At 64.8% G+C, this 19357-nt stretch carries 24 protein-coding genes; 11 read left to right on the forward strand and 13 right to left on the reverse strand.

Features of this window, described 5'->3' with window-relative positions; all coding sequences use genetic code 11:
* The first annotated feature begins 88 nt into the window (after positions 1–88).
* Positions 89–1858, forward strand: a complete 1770-nt coding sequence (locus tag GGR90_RS16830; RefSeq protein WP_167922528.1) for a tetratricopeptide repeat protein — start codon at positions 89–91, stop codon at positions 1856–1858.
* Between the two features lie 68 nt (positions 1859–1926).
* Here GGR90_RS16830 and GGR90_RS16835 read toward each other — a convergent pair whose 3' ends face one another.
* Positions 1927–2247 (reverse strand): helix-turn-helix domain-containing protein, encoded by a 321-nt coding sequence (locus GGR90_RS16835; RefSeq protein ID WP_167922529.1) that lies wholly within the window; start codon positions 2245–2247, stop codon positions 1927–1929.
* Positions 2248–2434: 187 nt separating this feature from the next.
* On the opposite strand from GGR90_RS16835, the gene GGR90_RS16840 reads away from it, so the two are divergent.
* Positions 2435–3070 (forward strand): GNAT family N-acetyltransferase, encoded by a 636-nt coding sequence (locus GGR90_RS16840; RefSeq protein ID WP_167922530.1) that lies wholly within the window; start codon positions 2435–2437, stop codon positions 3068–3070.
* 227 nt (positions 3071–3297) lie between these two features.
* Here the strand turns inward: GGR90_RS16840 and GGR90_RS16845 are convergent, their stop codons facing one another.
* The 4 genes from GGR90_RS16845 to GGR90_RS16860 form a co-directional block, all read right to left on the reverse strand.
* Positions 3298–3573, reverse strand: a complete 276-nt coding sequence (locus tag GGR90_RS16845; protein WP_167922531.1) for a hypothetical protein — start codon at positions 3571–3573, stop codon at positions 3298–3300.
* A 118-nt stretch (positions 3574–3691) separates the two neighbouring features.
* Positions 3692–3898: a hypothetical protein gene (locus GGR90_RS16850; protein WP_167922532.1), complete on the reverse strand. Its 207-nt coding sequence runs from the start codon at positions 3896–3898 to the stop codon at positions 3692–3694.
* Between the two features lie 104 nt (positions 3899–4002).
* Positions 4003–4302 carry a CtrA inhibitor SciP gene (gene sciP / locus GGR90_RS16855; protein ID WP_037518529.1) on the reverse strand — a complete coding sequence of 100 codons (300 nt, stop codon included), beginning with the start codon at positions 4300–4302 and terminating at the stop codon, positions 4003–4005.
* A 2-nt stretch (positions 4303–4304) separates the two neighbouring features.
* Positions 4305–4685 (reverse strand): hypothetical protein, encoded by a 381-nt coding sequence (locus tag GGR90_RS16860; protein ID WP_167922533.1) that lies wholly within the window; start codon positions 4683–4685, stop codon positions 4305–4307.
* A 144-nt stretch (positions 4686–4829) separates the two neighbouring features.
* Here GGR90_RS16860 and mnmA point away from each other — a divergent pair, with 144 nt between their 5' ends.
* The 7 genes from mnmA to GGR90_RS16895 all read left to right on the forward strand — a co-directional run bounded on the left by mnmA (position 4830) and on the right by GGR90_RS16895 (position 10834).
* Positions 4830–5978, forward strand: coding sequence for a tRNA 2-thiouridine(34) synthase MnmA (gene mnmA, locus GGR90_RS16865; RefSeq protein ID WP_245198745.1), 1149 nt, complete (start codon positions 4830–4832; stop codon positions 5976–5978).
* A 54-nt stretch (positions 5979–6032) separates the two neighbouring features.
* The gene (locus GGR90_RS16870) at positions 6033–6455 is read left to right on the forward strand and encodes a hypothetical protein (RefSeq protein ID WP_167922534.1); all 423 of its coding nucleotides are present in this window, start codon (positions 6033–6035) and stop codon (positions 6453–6455) included.
* Positions 6456–6973: 518 nt separating this feature from the next.
* A complete protein-coding gene (locus tag GGR90_RS16875) occupies positions 6974–7666 on the forward strand; it encodes a DsbA family oxidoreductase (RefSeq protein WP_167922535.1) in 693 nt (230 codons plus the stop codon).
* 54 nt (positions 7667–7720) lie between these two features.
* Positions 7721–8032, forward strand: a complete 312-nt coding sequence (locus GGR90_RS16880; protein ID WP_167922536.1) for a hypothetical protein — start codon at positions 7721–7723, stop codon at positions 8030–8032.
* A gap of 116 nt (positions 8033–8148) precedes the next feature.
* Positions 8149–8724: a thermonuclease family protein gene (locus tag GGR90_RS16885; RefSeq protein ID WP_167922537.1), complete on the forward strand. Its 576-nt coding sequence runs from the start codon at positions 8149–8151 to the stop codon at positions 8722–8724.
* A gap of 161 nt (positions 8725–8885) precedes the next feature.
* Entirely contained in the window at positions 8886–9125 is a 240-nt protein-coding gene (locus GGR90_RS16890; protein WP_167922538.1) for a DUF2171 domain-containing protein, read from the forward strand.
* A 128-nt stretch (positions 9126–9253) separates the two neighbouring features.
* Positions 9254–10834, forward strand: a complete 1581-nt coding sequence (locus GGR90_RS16895) for a sulfatase-like hydrolase/transferase (protein ID WP_167922539.1) — start codon at positions 9254–9256, stop codon at positions 10832–10834.
* A 150-nt stretch (positions 10835–10984) separates the two neighbouring features.
* Here GGR90_RS16895 and GGR90_RS16900 read toward each other — a convergent pair whose 3' ends face one another.
* The gene (locus GGR90_RS16900; protein WP_167922540.1) at positions 10985–11503 is read right to left on the reverse strand and encodes a hypothetical protein; all 519 of its coding nucleotides are present in this window, start codon (positions 11501–11503) and stop codon (positions 10985–10987) included.
* 171 nt (positions 11504–11674) lie between these two features.
* Positions 11675–11830, reverse strand: a complete 156-nt coding sequence (locus GGR90_RS16905; RefSeq protein WP_167922541.1) for a hypothetical protein — start codon at positions 11828–11830, stop codon at positions 11675–11677.
* 340 nt (positions 11831–12170) lie between these two features.
* On the opposite strand from GGR90_RS16905, the gene GGR90_RS16910 reads away from it, so the two are divergent.
* Positions 12171–12668, forward strand: a complete 498-nt coding sequence (locus tag GGR90_RS16910; RefSeq protein WP_167922542.1) for a hypothetical protein — start codon at positions 12171–12173, stop codon at positions 12666–12668.
* Between the two features lie 32 nt (positions 12669–12700).
* On the opposite strand, the gene GGR90_RS16915 is transcribed toward GGR90_RS16910, so the two are convergent.
* Entirely contained in the window at positions 12701–13075 is a 375-nt protein-coding gene (locus GGR90_RS16915) for a hypothetical protein (RefSeq protein ID WP_167922543.1), read from the reverse strand.
* Between the two features lie 93 nt (positions 13076–13168).
* Here GGR90_RS16915 and GGR90_RS19665 point away from each other — a divergent pair, with 93 nt between their 5' ends.
* Entirely contained in the window at positions 13169–13294 is a 126-nt protein-coding gene (locus GGR90_RS19665; protein ID WP_280740902.1) for a hypothetical protein, read from the forward strand.
* 268 nt (positions 13295–13562) lie between these two features.
* Here GGR90_RS19665 and GGR90_RS16920 read toward each other — a convergent pair whose 3' ends face one another.
* The 5 genes from GGR90_RS16920 to GGR90_RS16940 form a co-directional block, all read right to left on the reverse strand.
* A complete protein-coding gene (locus tag GGR90_RS16920) occupies positions 13563–14222 on the reverse strand; it encodes a hypothetical protein (protein ID WP_167922544.1) in 660 nt (219 codons plus the stop codon).
* A 2-nt stretch (positions 14223–14224) separates the two neighbouring features.
* On the reverse strand, positions 14225–15280 hold the full coding sequence (locus tag GGR90_RS16925) for a ParA family protein (RefSeq protein WP_167922545.1): 1056 nt from the start codon (positions 15278–15280) through the stop codon (positions 14225–14227).
* A gap of 11 nt (positions 15281–15291) precedes the next feature.
* Positions 15292–15522, reverse strand: a complete 231-nt coding sequence (locus tag GGR90_RS16930; RefSeq protein WP_167922546.1) for a hypothetical protein — start codon at positions 15520–15522, stop codon at positions 15292–15294.
* A gap of 125 nt (positions 15523–15647) precedes the next feature.
* On the reverse strand, positions 15648–16712 hold the full coding sequence (locus GGR90_RS16935; RefSeq protein ID WP_167922547.1) for a ribonucleotide-diphosphate reductase subunit beta: 1065 nt from the start codon (positions 16710–16712) through the stop codon (positions 15648–15650).
* 116 nt (positions 16713–16828) lie between these two features.
* Positions 16829–18787, reverse strand: coding sequence for a ribonucleoside-diphosphate reductase subunit alpha (locus GGR90_RS16940; RefSeq protein ID WP_167922548.1), 1959 nt, complete (start codon positions 18785–18787; stop codon positions 16829–16831).
* Positions 18788–19357 lie beyond the last annotated feature (570 nt).

Below are 19357 nucleotides of genomic sequence, written 5' to 3' on the forward strand. Positions count from 1 at the left end.
GGGGAAAAGCCCGGGCTTTGGGCGTTCCGGCTTTCGTGGTAAGGAATATGCGCTGCTTCGGTTCACCTTTTGGGGAAGGGGAATTGTCATGCGTCATTCGTTCCGGATCATGGCGGCCGTCGGCATCGGGCTGTCGGCCGCGAGTTTCACGCCTCCCGCGGGCTTTTCGGCGGCGGCGCTCGACGCGCTCGACCCGAGCCGGCTCGCGAGCCTGTCGTGCGGCGCGCGGCGCGCGGGGTCGATGCTGGCGAACGAGCTGTTGATCGCGGCGGCGGTCGCGGCGCCGGCGAGCGCGGGGCGGACGATCCCGCTCTATCCCGATCTCGCGAAATCGCCCTTTCCGGTGTCGACGCGCGACGACGGGGCGCGGCGCTATTTCAGCCAGGGCCTGCTGATGAGCTATGGCTTCAACCATGCGGGCGCGGTGCGGTCGTTCCGCGAGGCGCAGCGGCGCGACCCCGAATGCGCGACCTGCTGGTGGGGCGAGGCGGCGGCGCTGGGGCCGAACATCAATGCGCCGATGGACGAGCGCGACCGGGCGGCGGCGCTGGCTGCGATGGACCGCGCGATGGCGCTGCGCGCGGGGGCGACGCCGATGGAGCGCGCGCTGATCGAGGCGGTGGCGCGGCGCTATTCGCGCGATGCGGCGCAGGACCGCGCGGCGCTCGACGCGGCTTATGCCGACGCGATGCTGGAGGTCGCGCGGCGCTTTCCGGGCGACGACGATGTCGCCGTGCTCGCGGCCGAGGCGGCGATGAACACGACGCCGTGGAATTATTGGGAGGCCGACGGGAAGACGCCGGTCGGGCGGAGCGGCGCGGCGGTGCGGCTGGTCGAGGGGGTGCTCGCGCGCAATCCGGGCCATGTGCAGGCGAACCACCTCTATATCCACCTCGTCGAATCGACCGACCCGGCGCGCGCCGAGGCGGCGGCCGACCGGCTGGCGAACCCGCTGGCGCCGAGCGCGGCGCACCTCGTCCATATGCCGGGGCATATCTATCAGCGGCGCGGGCGGCACGCCGACTCGATCCGCGTCAATATCGCCGCGGCGCGGGCGGACGAGGCCTATATCCGCGATGCGGGCGATCAGGGGCTCGTGCGCTATGGCTATTATCCGCACAACGTCCATTTCATCGTGACCTCGGCGCAGATGGCGGGCGACCTTGACACCGCGATCGAGGAGGCGCGGCGGCTGCGGACCTTGCTCGACCCCGACACGTCGGCGGCGATCGCGTGGATCCAGTCGATCGACGCCGCACCTTATTTCGCGATGGCGCAATTCGCCGAGCCGAAGGCGATCCTCGCGATGCCCGCGCCCGACGCGCGGCTGCCCTATCCGGGCGCGATGCGGCATTATGCGCGGAGCATCGCCTTTGCGCGGCTGCGCGACCGCAAGGGGTTCGACGGCGAGCTGGCGGCGATGGCGAAGCTCAGGACATCGGACGCGTTCAAGGCGATGGTCGATCAGAGCGTGCCGGGTCCGGATCTGGTGCTGCTCGCCGAAACGGTTGCGCGCGGGCGCTTTGCCGCGGCGGGGGGGCGGTATGACGAGGCGGCCGGCCTGTATCGGCAGGCGATCGAAATCGAGGGCAAGCTGCCCTATCAGGAGCCGTCCTACTGGTATTTCCCGGTCCGGCAGTCGCTGGGCGCCGCGCTGTTCGAGCAGCGCCTTTATGCCGAGGCGAGCGAGGCGTTTCGCGGCGCGCTGGCGCAGACGCCCAACAATGGCTGGGCGCTCTATGGCCTCCAGCGGAGCGAGGCGATGCAGGGCAGGCGGCTGGAGGCGGCGGCGGCGGGCAAGGCGCTGTCGAAGGTCTGGCTCGGCGACCGGCGCTGGCTGCGCATGGACCGATTATAGGCGCGCGGCAGGGCAGCGTGCCGTCTCGACACGAACGGGATGGTGGATCAGATTAAACGCTCGATGCTCTAGATTTCGATCGTGATCCGCACTTTCGACGGGGTGGTGCCCGCGGCATAGGCGATTTCGGCGCGCATCCGGCCGACGAGGTCGGCGAGATGGTCGCCGCCGGGCGCGCTGTCGCGGCTCAGCAGCTCGGCCGGCGAGGTGCCGAGGAGGTCGGCGAGCGCCTGAAGCCGCGCGAGCCGCGGGCGCGAACGGCCCTGTTCCCAATAGCAGATCGAGGTGACGGTGACGCCGAGCCGGTCGGCGAGGTCGGTCTTGCTCAGCCCCTGGCTCCGGCGCAACCGCGCGAGACGATCACCGAGCACCTCGTAGCATATGGTCATATCGGGGTGGGCGGGGATCACAGCGGTGCAACCTTTCCGACTTCGGGATGCAACATTTACCAAAGTTAAGCGCGGTTCGGCTTTCAACATTTCACCGATTGGGCGCGGTGAAAATGCTGAGGGTTTGGCGGTGCGGTGATTGCCGCGATGCCTTGCATTGCCTATCGTCGGGCATCGGGAGATTGCGATGACCGGCACGGACGGGCAGCGGGCGGCGAAGATGCCGCCGCGGATCGAGGATATCGCGGTGCACAGCGCGCTGAACGACGGCACCGCGGTGTGCCTGCGCACCATCACCCCCGACGACGCGCCGCTGATCCGCGACGGAATCGCCAAATTGTCGGCGGAGTCGCGCTATCTGCGCTTTTTTTCGCCCGCGCCGGTGCTGCCCGATGCGGTGGTGGTGAGGCTCGCCGATGTCGACGGGCACGACCATATCGCGTGGGGCGCGATCTGCAGCGAATGCCCGGGGCGCCCGCCGATCGGCGCGGTGCATGCGGTGCGGCACCGGCACGACGGCCCGGTCGGCGAATTTTCGGTTGCGGTGCTCGACGAGTTTCAGGGGCGGGGGCTCGCGCGGATGATGGCCGCGGCGCTGCTCGTCCATTGCCGCGCCGAGGGGCTCGGCGAGCTCGACGTCCATATATTGTCGGAGAATGCCGCGGCGCGGCGGCTGGTCAAATCGCTCGGCGCGGGGTGGGCGGGCGAGTCGGCGGGGGTCGCCGAATATAGGCTCGACGTCGCGGCGGCGATCGCGGCGCTGCGCGCCGATACCGGGGCGCCGGGGGTGCGGGATGTGCTGCGCGCGCTCGAATGGGAATAGTCCCTCCCGCCGCCCTGGGTCGCTGGAGGCGACGGGAGGGTGGTCCGTGAGCGGTCGCTGAAAGCGGGTGCCCGTCCCGAATGCGCTGTTAACCCTGATGGCGGGCCGCGGCGGTGACGGCGATCACAGGACGGTGGAAAATAGGGCGGCGGAAAACAGGACGGGCAAAACAAAGGGCGCCGGAATGAACCGGCGCCCTTCGCCCTGCCCTTTAGGGAAGGCAGCCCTTATTTCTTCTGCGTGTCGCCGACGCCGGTTTCGGACGGGGCGATCTCGCCATTGTCGTCCATCGCGTTGGCCTTTTCTTCGCCCATTTCCTCGACGACGTCCGCCTTGTTTTCCATGGCGTCCTGTGCGGGGCCTTCCGGCATCGCGTCGGCCTGATCGTCGATCGCTTCGGCCTGGGCTTCGGCCTGATCCTCGACCTTGTCGGCCTGCGGGCTCTGGCAAGCGCCGAGCGCGAGGGCCGAAGTGGCGGCGAGGGTGATGAACATCTTGCGCATATTGAGTGACTCCCAAAGTTGACTCGGGGGCTTAACGCGGGATGAACAATAGGGTTGCAACAAAATCGTCATCGCATTGGAATCGCGCCGGTTTTCTTTAAAGAACGCGGGCGCTGCGTCAGGCGTTCGGCTTGACCTTCACCCAAATCTGGACCGTCGCGGCGAATTTCCCCGGCGCCGGCGGGGTAACGTCGATGCGCTCGGCGGTGACGCGTTCGCCGGTTTCGAGATGGAAGCTGATCCAAGGCTTGGGCATGCGGCCGAAGCTCATCTTCTGGATCGGCTGGCCGGTGGCGGTGTTCATAATCGTCGCGGTGATAGTCATGCCGCGCCGGTAGCGGGCGGCGCCCTCGGCTGTCCACCCGGAAGCACAAAAAAAGAGGGCGCCCGAAGCGCCCTCTCTCATGCCTGGTCCGGTCCCGCGACCCTTTAGAAACGCTGTTGGCGCTCGTAGAGATCGCGATAGTGCTGGATGCGCGTCACGCGCAGTCCGGGCATGCCGCTGCGGTCGATCGACCGTTGCCAGCCGGCAAATTCCTCGAGGGTCAGCCCATAGCGTTCGCACGCTTCGTCGACGGACAGGAGCCCGCCATTGACGGCCGCGACGACCTCCGCCTTGCGGCGCACGACCCAACGGGTCGTCGACGGCGGCGGCAGCGAGTCCAGCGTCAGCGGTTCGCCCAAGGGGCCGATGACCTGCGCGGGGCGGATTTTCTGATTCTCGATCATGCTCATTCCATATTTTCAACATCGGATGGGGGGGTATCCGACGCTTCTTGCTCTAAATCAGAGGGATTCAACATCGGCTGAAATCCTCTGGTAAACAGGCTGTTCATAGTTTCGGGCAGGGCGTTCGCATCGTCGGACAGATCGAGGAAGCGAACGACGGGTCGAGCTTTTTGTTCCGTCGATCCGCGACGGCCGCACAATATTTGCCGGAGCGCGTTAAGCTTTGCCGCATGGCGATCGCGCTGCGCCCGCGCCCGCAGCTGCCGCACCGTTGGCAGCATCGCCTGACGCGCGCTGGAGACGGCCAATATGATGTCGAAGCCGGGCTTCGACAATCGGGCCGCACCGGCGATACGCGGAAGATCGGACGGATCGAGGTTCATGCGACTCATCTAGCCGACAGGAGCTAAGGTCCCGTAAATGCCTGTTTCAGCACCTGTTAGCGAAGATTAACCCCCGTCAATATCTTGACAGGCGCGGCGGAAAAGCTGGTATTTTGGGACCGGCATCCCTAGATGGCGCCGACCATGATCGCGACGATTTCCTCCCCCGCCGGGCTCGCCCAGGCCGATTTTCAGCTGCCCATGCCGCTGAAAGACAGGCGAATCGTCGTCGCCATGTCGGGCGGAGTCGACTCGAGCGTCGTCGCCGCGCTCGCCGCGCGATCGGGCGCCGAGGTGATCGGCGTGACGCTGCAGCTCTACGATCATGGCGCCAAGGCGAAGCGCGTCGGCGCCTGCTGCGCCGGGCAGGATATTCGCGACGCGCGCGCGGTCGCCGACCGGCTGGGCTTCGCGCATCATGTCCATGACCATGAAAGCCGTTTCCGCGACACGGTGATCGACCAGTTCGCCGACGAATATCTCGCCGGCCGGACGCCGATCCCGTGCGTGCGCTGCAACATGGGGGTGAAGTTCACCGACCTGTTCGCCCTCGCGAAAGATTTGGGCGCCGACTGCCTGGCGACGGGCCATTATGTCCGGCGCGTGATGGGGCCGGCGGGCGCCGAGCTGCACCGCGCGGTCGATCCGGCGCGCGACCAGAGCTATTTCCTGTTCGCGACGACGCAGGACCAGCTCGACTTCCTGCGCTTTCCGCTGGGGGGGCTCGAAAAGAGCGTGGTGCGCGAGATCGCGCGCGAACTCGGGCTCGGCGTTGCGGGCAAGCCCGACAGCCAGGACATCTGCTTCGTACCTGACGGCGATTATGCGACGCTGGTCAAGAAGCTGCGTCCCGAGGCCGACGATCGGGGCGACATCGTCCATGTCGACGGCCGCATACTCGGCGCGCACAAGGGGCTGATCCATTATACGGTCGGCCAGCGGCGCGGGATCGAGATCGGCGGACAGGCCGAGCCGCTCTATGTCGTGCGGCTCGATGCCGCGGCGAAACAGGTGATCGTCGGGCCGCGGCGCGCGCTTGCGGTTTCGGGCGCGCGGCTGGGCGAGGCGAACTGGCTCGCCGCGGTCGATGGGCGCGAAGTGCTGGCGAAGGTGCGCAGCATGGCGAAGCCGGTGGCCGCGCGCGTCGCGGGCGACCGGCTGATTTTCGCCGAGGCCGAATATGGCGTCGCGCCGGGACAGGCGGCGGTGTTGTACGATGCCGCCGATCTTTCGCGCGTGCTCGGCGGCGGGTGGATCGAAGAGACGTTCGCGGCGGACTTCGAGCCGGAATAGATTGAACTTTCCTCCCCGATGGCGCAGCTTCGGCGCAAACAGGGAGAGGCAATCATGGTCAACTGGGTTTTGCGCGGCGCCGTCCTCTTATGGGCGCTGTTCTTTTTCATCGTCGGCGCGCGCGGGCTGTTCGACCCCGCGACCTATGGCGAGACCTTCGGCATTTTGGTCGAGGGCGCCGCGATCAACACGATCCGCGCCGACCTGTCGGCCTTTTTCCTTGTCGCGGCGGGCGCCGCCGCGGTGGGCGCGCTGGTGCCGGGCTGGGTGCGCTCGTTGCTGGTCCCCGCCGCGCTGTACGGCACCGCGCTCGCGGGCCGGCTGTTCGGCGCGGCGAGCGGCGATCCGGTCCATTCGGGGATCGTGCAGGCGATGATCATCGAGGCGCTGACCGTGCTGCTGATGGTTGGCAGCTGGTGGGTGCTGTCGCGGCCGGCGGCGGGGCCGGTGGATGGGACGGCGGATTTGGTGCATTGAATTAGGACCAATCGACATTCAGCTCTGGCGGCCTGCAAATGGCGGCTTTCCGAGCTTCCGGTGCTCACGTGCAGAAAGCACGCTGCGCTCCGGGTCACGGAAAACCACCATTTTCGACTCGCCATCTTCTGAATGTCGATTGGTCCTAGGGGAAGGCCGGTTGCGGTCATAAGATCCTCCCTGTGGCGAAGCCACAGGGAGGATTAGCGATGTCCGCGTCCTGCCCCAAAGCTGACCTGCTGAAAAATGGCGGATTTCCGGCGTTGCTTGTCTTTTTAACCATTTTGTGAGTTACTGCGCGCCGGGTCGCTTTTTCCATGTTCCTTTGTGGTGGGGAGGAAGCATATGGCGAGCGATGAGGAAAAGAGGGCGCGTTGGGACCGGCGGTCAAGCGACCGTCGTGCGGGCGACGACCCGAATTACAAGGGGCCGGATCGTCGCAAGGGCGACCGGCGGTCAGACAAGGATCGACGGTCGGCCGACTGAGCGCGGCGCGGCGCGCCGGCAGGAGAAGAATTTTGACCGAACCGCGCGTGCCGCGCCTGAGTGTCGACATCGTGTCCGACGTGATGTGCCCCTGGTGCATCATCGGCTGGCTGAAATTCCGCAAGGTCATCGATCATTTCGCGGGCCGGCTGGATTTTCGCGTCCAGTGGCACCCGTTCGAGCTCAATCCCGACATGCCCGCCGAGGGCGAGGACGCCGCCGAACATGTGATGCGCAAATATGGCATCAGCGCCGAGCAGAGCCGCGCCAATACGGGGCGGCTGGCCGGCATCGCGGGCGAATTGGGCTTCACCTTCAACCGCGGCCCGGATTTCCGGATGCGCAACAGTTTCGACGCGCATCGCCTGCTGACCTGGGCGGGCGCGGTCGAGGAGCCCGATCAGGACGGCCCTACGGGCGTGCAGACCGAGCTGAAGCTCGCCTTGTTCAAGGCGCATTTCATCGACAATCGCGATGTCGGCGACACGCAAGTGCTCGCCGACATCGCGGCATCGGTCGGGCTCGATCGCGACCGGGCGGCGGCGATCCTGGGCTCGCGCGAGTTCGGCGAGATGGTGCGCACCGAGGAAGCCTATTGGGCCGACCGGAATATCACCGGCGTGCCCGCCTTCATTCTGGGCGGACGGATGCTGATTCCGGGCGCGCAGGATCCCGACGTGTTCATCCGCGTGATCGAGAATAAGGTGCTGGCTGCGGCAGCCTGAGGAACGGCGGTCGGACCCCGCGCGTTTCCGGGCTATCCCTGAAAGGAGCCGGCCATGATCGACGATCCCCGCAAACCCGAAGCAGATGCCCCCGAGGCGCGCAACCGCGAGCAGGATGACGAGGCGGCGCAGGCGCAGAGCGTCGCCGAGGCGGCGCGGCGCGAGGCGCGGCTGGAGGACAGCGACAAGAAGCCGAGCGGCGATGCGAGCGACGATGCGCAGGATCTGGTCGACCATATGCGCCAGATGGAGCGGTCGGGCCGCATCGACATGGACGCCTATCGCGGCGAACGCAGCGACGACGACGAGGAGGATGAGCTTGGTCCCGGCGGGGTCGAGGACGACGAACCGCGCGGGGCGCCGTAGCCATAAAGGTCACGGCCAAAGCGGCGCCGCACCGGGCGCGATTGGCTCGCATTGGTCGCCATAGCGGAGCGGCCTCGTTGGGATTTCGCTAAGCCTTCGCCGGTAGGCTCGCGGGCATGTCGGGACCCGATTTCCACACTCCGCGGCGCCGCGCCGTTCGCCGCCGCGGACCGATGCGCGGACGGCGGCGTCCTATCGGATCGAACCTGTGGTTGACGCCGGTGATGGTGGTGGCCTTTGTCGCCGCGCTGGCCACCTTTCAGCGCTTTCCGGCCGGTTCGCAAGCCGTGCCCGCTCCGCTCGCCGCACTCTTTGCGGCGGAAGGATCGGGCGCGCGCGACGCGCTGTCGGCGCGCTTCGGCTTTTGCCATAGCGGCGGCGGGCGCGATTGCGTCGTCGATGGCGACACCTTCTGGTTCGCGGGCGAGAAATATCGCGTCGCCGATATCGACACCCCCGAAACGCATCCGGCGCGCTGCGCCGAAGAGGCGGCGCTCGGCGAGGCGGCGACGGGGCGGCTCCGCGATTGGTTGAATGCCGGCGCGTTCACTCTCGAAAGCACGGGGCGCGATACCGACCGTTATGGGCGCAAGCTGCGCATCGTCACGCGCGGCGGGGCCAGCGTCGGATCGGCGCTCGTCGCCGAAGGGCTGGCGCGGCCGTGGGAGGGGCGGCGGCGGCCGTGGTGCTGAGCTATCCTGACGGCGGGTCCGCCTCGGCGTCGGGGCGGTGCGGAGTGGGGGAAGGAAGCCAGCGCGGCTTTCGGGCGGCCTGTCTCGGCCTCTGGAGCCGACTCGGATTCCATGCGTATGATCGCCGGGCTCCCTCCACCGGAGCGGCTAGGAGAATGACCATGGCAGAGCATGACCATAGCGCGATCAAGGAAGATATGAATGTCGTCGGCGCCGACGGCGTCCATGTCGGCACCGTCGACCATCTCGAAGGCGAACGCATCAAATTGACCAAGGCCGACAGCGGCGACGGCAAGCATCATTATCTGCCCGCGGGCCTGGTCGCCGCGGTCGAGGGCGACACGGTGCGCCTGTCGGCGAACGCCGCCAACGCGGTCGATCTGTTCGAAGAGGCCGAATAGACTTTCCCGAAACAACAGAGGGCCGGGCGCGCGATCGGGCGCGCCGGCACCGAACTGGCCCGCCCCCTCCCCTGGGGCGGGCCATTTTCATATGGGAATTTGCAACGACTTGGTTTTAGGGTCTTCCCATGGAACGGGGGGGACGAGAGAAGAGGCCGCGCGGCACGCTGTGGCGGTTGATCGCCGCGATGCTGTTGTTCGGCGCCGGATATGCCGTCGCGAACCGGTTTCAGCTGACGCAAGGCATCGCCTATCGCCTAGCCGCGGGCGATCCGCAAAGCGCGCTGACCGCGCTCCTGTTCCTGGCGTTTCAGGCGGCGATAATGTTGGCGGCGCTGTTCCTGTTCCCGCGCCGCTGGGCGGCGGCGCTGCTGACGCTGGCGGGCGGCTCGATCCTGATCAACATCGGATATAGCCAGATCGTCGGCGCGCTGCTCGACGCCGGATCGCTCGCGTGGATGCTCGCCGAGACGGGGCAGGCGGGCAATGCCGCGGGCGAGTTCGGCGCCGATTTCCTGTGGGTCGCGGCGCAGGTCGCGGCGGCGCTGGCGCTGTTCGGGACGGCGCGGATGGTGGCGCGGAGGGCGGTAAGGATGCCGTGGGGGCGTGCGACCGCCGCGACGCTTCTGATCTTCCTTATCCTGCCGGGCCTGATCTATCGCCACGCCCCCGTTTGGCCCGAGGCGGCCGAGCGCAACCTTTACGGGCTGGGCTGGGACCTTGTCGCCGCAGCGCCGCCGCCGGCGCGCGCGCCGGTGACGCTGAAACCCGATGCGCGCGTGGGCACGCCGCGGCATATCGTCTGGGTGATCGACGAGAGCGTCGCCGCAGCGCCGTTCCGCCGGCTGATCGCACCAAAGCTGGCGGGCGTCGCGCATAGCGACTTCGGGATCGCGGCGGCGATGGGGCATTGCAGCGCGCCGGCGCAGGTCGCGCTGCGGTCGGGGGTCGATGTGCGGCGGGTGTCGGCGGCGAGCGACCTCCGCACGACGCCGTCGATCTGGGCCTATGCGAAGATGGCGGGGTATCGGACGTTGCTGATCGACGGGCAGACGTCCGGGGCGCCGCAGAATCTGATGCTGCCGCCCGAGCGCGCGCTGATCGACGAATATCGCCCGATGGTCGGCGGGATCGATGCCGACCTGAAGATCGCCGATACGCTGAACGCGTCGATGAAGGGCGGCGGCCGCAGCTTCACCTACGCGGTGCTGCGCGGGGTGCATTTCCAGTATCGCGACCATTATCCGGCGGGCGCCATCGCGGCGGACAGCCCGGTGCGCCTGCAATATGACACCGCGCTCGGCTGGTCGAAGCGGCACTTTTTCGAGCGGCTGCTCGCGGGGATCGACCGCGAGACGGTGGCGATCGTCTATACCTCGGACCATGGGCAGAATCTGACCCCAGGCGCGCTGCCGCATTGCAGCCGCGAGGCGGTGGCCGACGAATTTCGCGTGCCGCTGCTCGCTTTCCTGCCCGGCGCGGCGGCGGCGCGCTATGCCGCGGCGCCGCGTGCGGGACATTCGGCGAGTCAGATTTTCCCCGCGACGCTGATCTGGATGGGCTATGATCCGGCGGCGGTCGCGGCGCGATACGACAACGACCTGACCCGGCCCACCGCGCGCTTCGTCTGGTTCGGGCGCACGGTCATTCCGACGGGCGGCGAGAGCGCGATCGACGTGACCGCGGGAGCGGAATTTCCGGGTAGCTGAAACGGCGAGAGGGAGCCGGCATTCGGCACCCTCCCCGATCGCGGACGCGATGCGGTCTCTTAATTTCCGTCAGGTGGGGAGCCAGGCGCGCCCGGCTCCCCCAGCGCGCGGCAACGTCTCCCGATAGGGAGGTCGCCGCGGCTTGTCGGGTTAGCGCGATTCGACCTCGGCGGTCGTGCGCGCCTGAATCTCGGCGCTCGACAGCTTGGTGACGAGGCCATGGGTGGCACCCACCGCGCCATGATAGATTTCGGCGAGCGGCACATTGTAAAGCTTGCCACCGCGGACGACGACTGCGGTGTCGCCCTCGACGCTCTGCACCGTGCCGACGCTCTGGCCGTCGGTGCCGTAAAGCTCGGCGCCGGCGCGCACCTGTTCGCGCGTGGCAAGCGTGAGGTTGGCGGCATCGACGCTTTTCTGCACCGCGGCATCGGCTTGATCGACGGTGGCCCCGACGGGGTCGGGCGCGTCCTGAACGGCGGCATTGCCGCCGAGGCCGACCTGTCCGACGAGATTGACGTTCGCGACGCCGTCGCTGCCCAATGAAGACGCGGGGGCCGGCGCGGAGACGGGCGCGGAAATGGCCTGAGCCAGTGCGGGGGTTGCGGCGAGAAGGGCGGGGGCGGCGGCCAGAAGGGCCAGCGGGCCAAGAGCGGGGGGCTTGCGCATCTCTCTCTCCTATCGGGTCGGCATCGGCGTCGCCCCCGGGGGGGGGTGAGGAGCGACGCCGATGCCTTCGCCGGAGAAACCGCCGCGATGTCCGCTCGTTGCATGACGCGGCGGGCGAATGCGACGGATCGTCGCTCGCGGGCGACGAGTGGCGGGGCTGGGGTCCTGAGCCTAGTGCGCGCGCGGGCGGGGCGGGGCGGCGATCAGCTTATTGAGCGTCGCGATGCGGCGGCGCGCTTCGGCCCAGTCGCGTTCAGGATGCGCCTGGATCTGGCCGAGGAGGATGCGCACCTCCTTGCGGCGGTCGCCTTCGGTCACGGCCTGCATGGGCTTTCTCCTTTCGGGTGGAGCATAGCATGGCGGCGCGGCGGCGGGGGACGTTTCGCCGCGCGGCGAGGGCGCTTGACCCCGGCGGGCGGGCGGTATGCGGTTCAGGCCGATCCTCCCTGCGGCGAAGCCGTGGGGAGGGGGAGATGGTGGAGGGGCGGCGTTATAGCCCCTCCGTCAGCGCTGCGCGCTGCCACCTCCCCATCGCTACGCGACAGGGAGGATCTTATGTCCGCCCACCAAGCCGGCAAAGCGCGACAAGGGATCGGCCGCATCGCATCGCTCGCCCGCAAGTCCGGCGGACTGGCGCGGCGCGCTCGCACCGCCTATCTAGGCGGCGATGACGGACAGGGACCGGAAAATGGTGGTGGTGGCGCGGCTGCGCGCGGCGCCGCTGGTGGGGTGGCAGTTCGCCTGCGCGGTGCTGCTCGGCGTGCTGGTGGCGCGGCTGGAGTGGGGCGGCGATCCGCTCGATGCGCTGCGCTATATCGTCTTCGCGCAGCCGCTGCTGCTGCTCGGCATCGTGGCGGTGCTGATGGTGTGGGTCTATGTTTTCGGCATGTGGCGGCGGCGCGGCGATTATCTGCGCCACGACGGGGTGACGCTCTATCGCGGCGCGAGCGCGCGCTGGCCGCTCGCGCTGGTGCGCGGCGTCGTGGTGGCGCGCGGCAATATCGGGCTGGAATCGCTACGGCTGGTCGTCGACGACGACAGCGAGGTCACGCGCGAGCTGGTGAAGCTCTATATGCTCGAAGACCCGCCCGAGGTGGTGCGCGACGGGGTGATGTTCGCGGTGGCGCGGGTGGGTGGTGTGATGCGGCCGGTTACGGTGCATTGAGGGGCGCGGGGTCGCTCTGGTGGTCTCAAAGTTCAGCGAAGTTCAGCCTTGTCTTCATCGTGCATCGGCATCGCCGGGGATAGCGGGACCGCTTCGCCCGGCTCGTCGCGATACCAGTGCGGCAGCGCCACCTCGAGCGCGACCGCCAGATCGTCGGGCGCCATCAGCGCGGCCGGTGTGGCGGGCGGTGCGGGGTGCAGGTGGGCCAGCGCCTCGGCCACCGGGGTGACCGCGGGCGCGGTGGCGCGGGCCGCGGCATCGCGGAAACAGTCGGGGCCATAGGCGCGCAGCAGGAACATCAGCAACCGATCGCTCTGGCGCAGGCGTCGGCCGACGCGGTTGCCGTCGCGGTCGAACACCGGCTCGTCGGTGCCGACGAGCGCGCGTTCGAAGGCGGCGTCGAGCAATTTCTTCGATGCCGCGTCGATCGCCGCCGACCAGGCGCGGTCGAACGCTTCCGCCCCGGCGACCGGCGCAGGCGATAGGCGGAGGATTCGGACATGCCGACGGCGCGCGCGGCGGATGCGACCGAACCGCAGTCGGTCAGCGCCTCGATAAAGGCGCGCTGCCGGTCGGGCGACCAGCCGTCCTTGCGGCGCTTTTTCAGCACCGGCACCCAGTCGTAAGCGGCGGGGTCGTGGCCGTGGGCGTCGAGCGCGGGGGTGACATCGGCTGCGGCGGCGGGCGCCGCGCGAGGGGATGGGGGCGATGTGGCTCATCCGGCAGTTTGGAGCATAGCCGGATAATGTAGGAAAGGGGGTTTCGGCGGCGGGGTGTGCGAAATAGGATTTGGGGGTGCCGCGGGGTCAGTGTATCGAAATTGGTGTCGAAGCGGAAAGACTAAGGGCGAATTGGTAGGCAGGCGTAACAATTTGGGGTTCGAATCCCAATGCATTAGTGATGAAAAGCCATGGTTTTAGGGGCTTCCGAATCAATGTCTGGAAAAACAGACCGGCAGTAATCTACGAGCCATCGGCCTTTTGCTGCAACCCGAGCGCCACCGCTCTTTGTAGCCTCTAGTGCATTTGATAAAAGTTCACTTATTTCATTTTCATTGATACTTAGAAGATAGTTTACGAAAGTTAGTCCGTCTGTATCTGTTGCTAAAGGTAGTCCTGCTGGCGAAAATAGATTCAAGAGATCATCAGATATTACGACTCTTGGAAATTGTGCAATGCTATTTTCAATTCTATATGCCTCAACAAGCGCTTGACTAAATATTATATCGCTGTCTTCCGAATGTTTTCCGTGAGCCACTCCTCCTCTGCAAAGTATTCCCTTACGGAAAAGTAGGCATTGAAGAAGGGATATTGATTCAATAAATTCTTTGAATGCACCTATATCTGGATTATACGGACGTGATACTATGATTGAATCCGAAAATTGAACCAGCTTTTGGCTTTCGGACAGTTCAATTTTTCGAGCTTCAGAAAGGGCTTCTTGTATAATGGGAAGATATGTCGGCCCGGAATTGCCGGAGTGGCAGTCTGATCTAACCATTTCCGAAAAACCGAGAATATCGATAAATGAAAGAAAATAGTAATTAAGCGGCATGTTCAGATTTTTTCTGCTATCTCAGCCAGTCTGTCAAATTCAGTGCTGAATTCGTTCATTCTTTCGACCTTGTCGATCCAGACATTGCCCTGCCATTGAGGGCCAATAGCTTTTGAATCTGCTTGCTCGATTCCAAAAACCGGCTTTCCAAGTTCTTGCATTAACGGGGCAAGGCTAACAAAATCAGGAATTGCGGCAACCGCGCAATTTGATCCATTGTAACCAAACGTCAGATCATCATCAGGAATTGAATATTTTTCAAGAACCGGTTTGAGTTTTTCCGCAAATTGAACTGGGAGCTTGTCCATCCAAAATTTGTAACCTTTCTTGGGTACTCCGCTAAGTTTCTTAAAATTCTGGACGATCATTCCAAGAAACTTTGGCCGACCTGGTCGTACGGGTAGTCCAAGAGTTTTGAAGTCGTCTACAATCTGACTATGTTCTTTGAGCCATCGATCGAAAATCGCTGATAGCGTGCCCAATGCCTGCACATTAAAACGATCTGGCACGGTTGGAACAAAGAAACCATCGCATGATAGGAAGCAAGCTCGGGTAATCGCTCCCGAGCTCGGCCCAACGTCAATCAGAATAAAATTGAAACCGAGCTTCTGCGAGATTCTCTCAAAGAAGTCTCCTATCGCAACGTAAGTTCGCTTTTCATGAATCTTATCGGAGAATCGTTGGCTGTGAGCTTCTGAGAGCGCATCCTCAATGTCGCTTAGCCCAACGTCCCCACGTAGAAGAAATAAATTCTCCTTGGTTTCAATTAGTTCGACGGCATCAATATCTATCTCTGAAGTAGTACCTTCAATGCGTGGCTTCAGGGCCTGAAGAAGGGTCGTCCCTTCCAGTTGATACTCCTCGCCCGTCTCTTCTGATTGCGCATCCAGTTCGGTGATGCGCTGGGCGAGCATCAACTCGGTCATGTTGCATTGAGGATCTGCATCAACAACTAGGACCTTATGCCCTCTGTCGCGAAGTTTATGGGCCAAATTGAAAGTTGATGTCGTTTTAGACACGCCACCTTTATGATTATAAAGAGATACAACTTTAACCATTCTTGCTCACCTTAAACCGAAAACCCGCCCGAGTTCCGCCGGTTCGAGTTCGCCGCGAGCACCTTCTTGCCCGTCGGGGTCAAGGCCCATTTGGCGCCCTGTTTGACCACGAGGCCCAGCGTGACGAGTTCGTCGCGGATCGGGTCGGTGGGGAGTTGGGGGCGGCGGTTTGACAGGCCTTCGAGCGACGTGCGCTGCGGCTGGCTGAGGATCAGGAGTTTTTGTTTTTTCTCTTCGGTCATTTTGGCCTCTGACTTCTTGGTCTTGGTTGGGGGTAGGGCGCTTGGCCCTCCCCGCTGTAACTAGCGGGCCGAGCCCGCAAGTTTCGCTGCCCCTCCCGCAGGCGGGAGGGGTTTTGGTTTGTCGCTTACTCGGCGGCGATGCCGGCTTTCGCGAACATGTCCTCGCCGTCGTTTTCGGCGTCGCCCGCGGGGGCGGCGTCTTCGCTGGTCTTGGCCTTCTTGCGGCTGTCGAAGCTGGTCCACACCGTGTTCCAGTCGCCGCGCGTCGCGCCCTTGCTGTACTCGGTCGCGCGCGTTTCGAAGAAGTTGGCGTGCTCGACGCCGTTCAGCAGCGGGGCGAGCCAGGGGAGCGGGTGTTCGTCGATCATGTAGATCGGCTGGAAACCGAGCTGCCCGAGGCGCCAGTCGGCGATGTAGCGGATGTAGCGCTTGATTTCCTTGGGCGTCATGCCGGGGACGGGGCCCTGTTCGAACGCGAGGTCGATGAACGCATCCTCGAGCCGCACCGTTTTCTGGCAGGTGTCGATGATGTCTTCCTTCACCGCCTTGGTCAGGCAGCCGCGTTCCTTGGTGAAGGTGTGGAACAGCTTGATGATGCCTTCGCAGTGGAGGCTTTCGTCGCGGATCGACCAGCTGACGATCTGGCCCATGCCCTTCATCTTGTTGAAGCGCGGGAAGTTCATCAGCATCGCGAAGCTGGCGAAAAGCTGCAAGCCTTCGGTAAAGCCGCCGAACATCGCGAGCGTGCGCGCGATATCCTCGTCATTGTCGACGCCGAACTGCTGCATATAGTCGTGCTTGGCGCGCATCTCGTCATATTCGAGGAACATGCCATACTCGCTTTCGGGCATGCCGATCGTGTCGAGCAGGTGGCTGTACGCCGCGATATGCACGGTTTCCATGTTGCTGAACGCGGTCAGCATCATCTTGATCTCGGTCGGCTTGAACACGCGGCCATATTTGTCGTGGTAGCAATCCTGCACCTCGATATCGGCCTGGGTGAAGAAGCGGAAAATCTGGGTGAGCAGATTGCGCTCATGGTCGCTGATCTTTTGCGCCCAGTCGCGGCAATCTTCGCCCAGCGGCACTTCCTCGGGAACCCAGTGGATCTGCTGCTGGCGCTTCCAGAAATCGAACGCCCAGGGATATTCGAAGGGCTTGTAGGTCTTGCGGGCTTCTAGAAGGGGCATGGCGGGCTATCCTCGGTTTTTATTTTGTCATCCCCGCGAAAGCGGGGACCCGGTGCTGCGTAACCCCGCCCTGGGTTCCCGCTTTCGCGGGAATGACAGGAAGGGGGAGTGCCGCCTTATTGGCAGGCCAGGCACTCGTCGTAATCGGTGCTTTCGGCGCTCAGTTCGAACTTCGCGGCCTCGGGCGTGTTGTCGGCTTCGACCCCGCCCGCGAAGCCGGCGCGCTGCACCGACTTGGACCGCAGGTAATAGAGCGATTTGATGCCGAGTTCCCACGCGCGATAGTGGAGCATGAGCAGATCCCATTTCTCGACGTCCGCCGGGATGAACAGGTTCAGCGAGGCCGCCTGGTCGATGTAGGGCGTGCGGTCGGCGGCGAGTTCGAGCAGCCAGCGCTGGTCGATCTCGAAGCTCGTCTTGTAGCAGTCCTTCTCGTCCTGCGTCAGGAAGTCGAGGTGCTGGACGCTGCCGCCCTTTTCGAGGATCGAGTTCCAGATATTGTCGCTGTTCTTCGCCTTGTCGACGAGCAGCGCCTCGAGGTGCGGGTTGCGGATCGAGAAGCTGCCCGACAGCGTCTTGTGCGTATAGATGTTCGCCGGGATCGGCTCGATGCACGCGCTGGTGCCGCCGCAGATGATCGAAATCGACGCGGTCGGCGCGATCGCCATCTTGCAGCTGAAACGCTCCATCACGCCCTGATCGGCGGCGTCGGGGCAGGGGCCGCGCTCGTTGGCGAGCAGCATCGACGCCTGATCGACCTGCGCGCGGATATGCTTGAAGACGCGCAGGTTCGACGATTTCGCCATCGCGCCCTCGAACGGCAGGCCGCGCGCCTGCAGGAAGCTGTGGAAGCCCATGACGCCGAGGCCGACCGAGCGTTCGCGGCTCGCGCTATATTTGGCGCGCGCCATTTCGGGCGGGGCGCGGTCGATATAATCCTGGAGGACGTTATCGAGCATGCGCATGACGTCCTCGATGAAGACCTTGTCGCCGTTCCACTCGTCCCAGGTTTCGAGATTGAGCGACGAGAGGCAGCAGACCGCGGTGCGATCGTTGCCGAGATGGTCGCGGCCGGTGGGCAGCGTGATTTCCGAGCAGAGGTTCGAGGTGGTGACCTTGAGCCCCAGGTCGCGGTGATGCTTGGGCATCATGCGGTTCACCTGATCGATGAAGATGATATAGGGCTCGCCCGTCGCGAGGCGCGTTTCGACGAGCTTCTGGAACAGGCTGCGCGCGTCGACGGTGCCGCGGACGCTCTGGTCCTTCGGCGAGCGGAGGTTGAATTCACTGCCGTCGCGGACGGCTTCCATGAACTCGTCGGTGATGAGGACGCCGTGGTGGAGGTTCAATGCCTTGCGGTTGAAGTCGCCCGAGGGTTTGCGGACCTCGAGGAACTCCTCGATCTCGGGGTGCGAGACGTCGAGGTAGCAGGCGGCCGAGCCGCGGCGGAGGCTGCCCTGCGAAATCGCGAGGGTGAGGCTGTCCATCACGCGGACGAAGGGGATGATGCCGCTGGTCTTGCCGTTCAAACCGACGGGTTCGCCGATGCCGCGCACCGCGCCCCAATAGGTGCCGATGCCGCCGCCGCGGCTGGCGAGCCAGACATTCTCGTTCCACGTGCCGACGATGCCCTCAAGGCTGTCGTCGACCGAGTTGAGGTAGCAGCTGATCGGCAGGCCGCGGCCGGTGCCGCCGTTCGAGAGCACGGGGGTGGCGGGCATGAACCACAGCTTCGAGATATAATCGTAGAGGCGCTGGGCGTGATCCTGATCGTCGGCATAGGCGTCGGCGACGCGCGCGAAGAGATCCTGGTATGATTCGCCGGGGAGGAGATAGCGGTCCTGCAGCGTTTCCTTGCCGAAATCGGTGAGCAGCGCGTCACGGCTCGCGTCGGTCGCGATGGAGAAGCGGCGCGCGTGAACCTTGGGCTCGCTGCCGTCATTGAGCTTTGCTGCGGGCGCCGAATCGGGAGCCGATTCGCCCGTCGATTCGGGCGTCACCGGAGCGTCATTCTTCGCCAGTTCCATCGTCGCCACGTCGCTCGTCTCCACTCGTTCGCTTTCCCGAAAATCCATCGCATTCGTCCCCGTTCCGATCGCGCACATGGGTGCGCTTGTTCCTGTCTTGTTCGACTCGGGACGAAGCCCCGATCCTAGCATCTAAAACCCGTCCGCGGGGCACTTTTTTGGGCGCAGAAAGGGTTTTTCCGCGTCCATATGCGATGGACGACGGAAATCCGCCACTTGCAGCCGAATACTATTTCTTGGGGTGCCCCCGTGGTTGAACCACCACCTATAGTGCCACGTCGGCGCGGCGATGCAAGACGGTAAATGACAGGTTGAAGACTCAACTCGTCGATAATTTGATTCGTCTCGTCGCTGCCGATGGACGTTTCCACGCGCGCGGGCAAGGCATTCCGCGGCTTTGCGGGGCGAAACGACGGATACCCGTCACGATCGGAATTTTTCGGTCGGGAAGAGGGGCTTGCCGTGGCGCGTTCACGGCTGCGGAAAAATGCGATGCGGGGTCCGTACGGTTTCGCCCGGCGCGCGAAATCGGTGCCGGACAAAAAGAAAGGGCCTCGACAATGCCGAGGCCCTTTCTCTAACTCTAATGTTTCCAGGTCAGGCCTGTGCGCCACCGTT

The organism is Sphingopyxis italica (assembly GCF_011926545.1).
Taxonomy (GTDB): Bacteria; Pseudomonadota; Alphaproteobacteria; order Sphingomonadales; family Sphingomonadaceae; genus Sphingopyxis; species Sphingopyxis italica.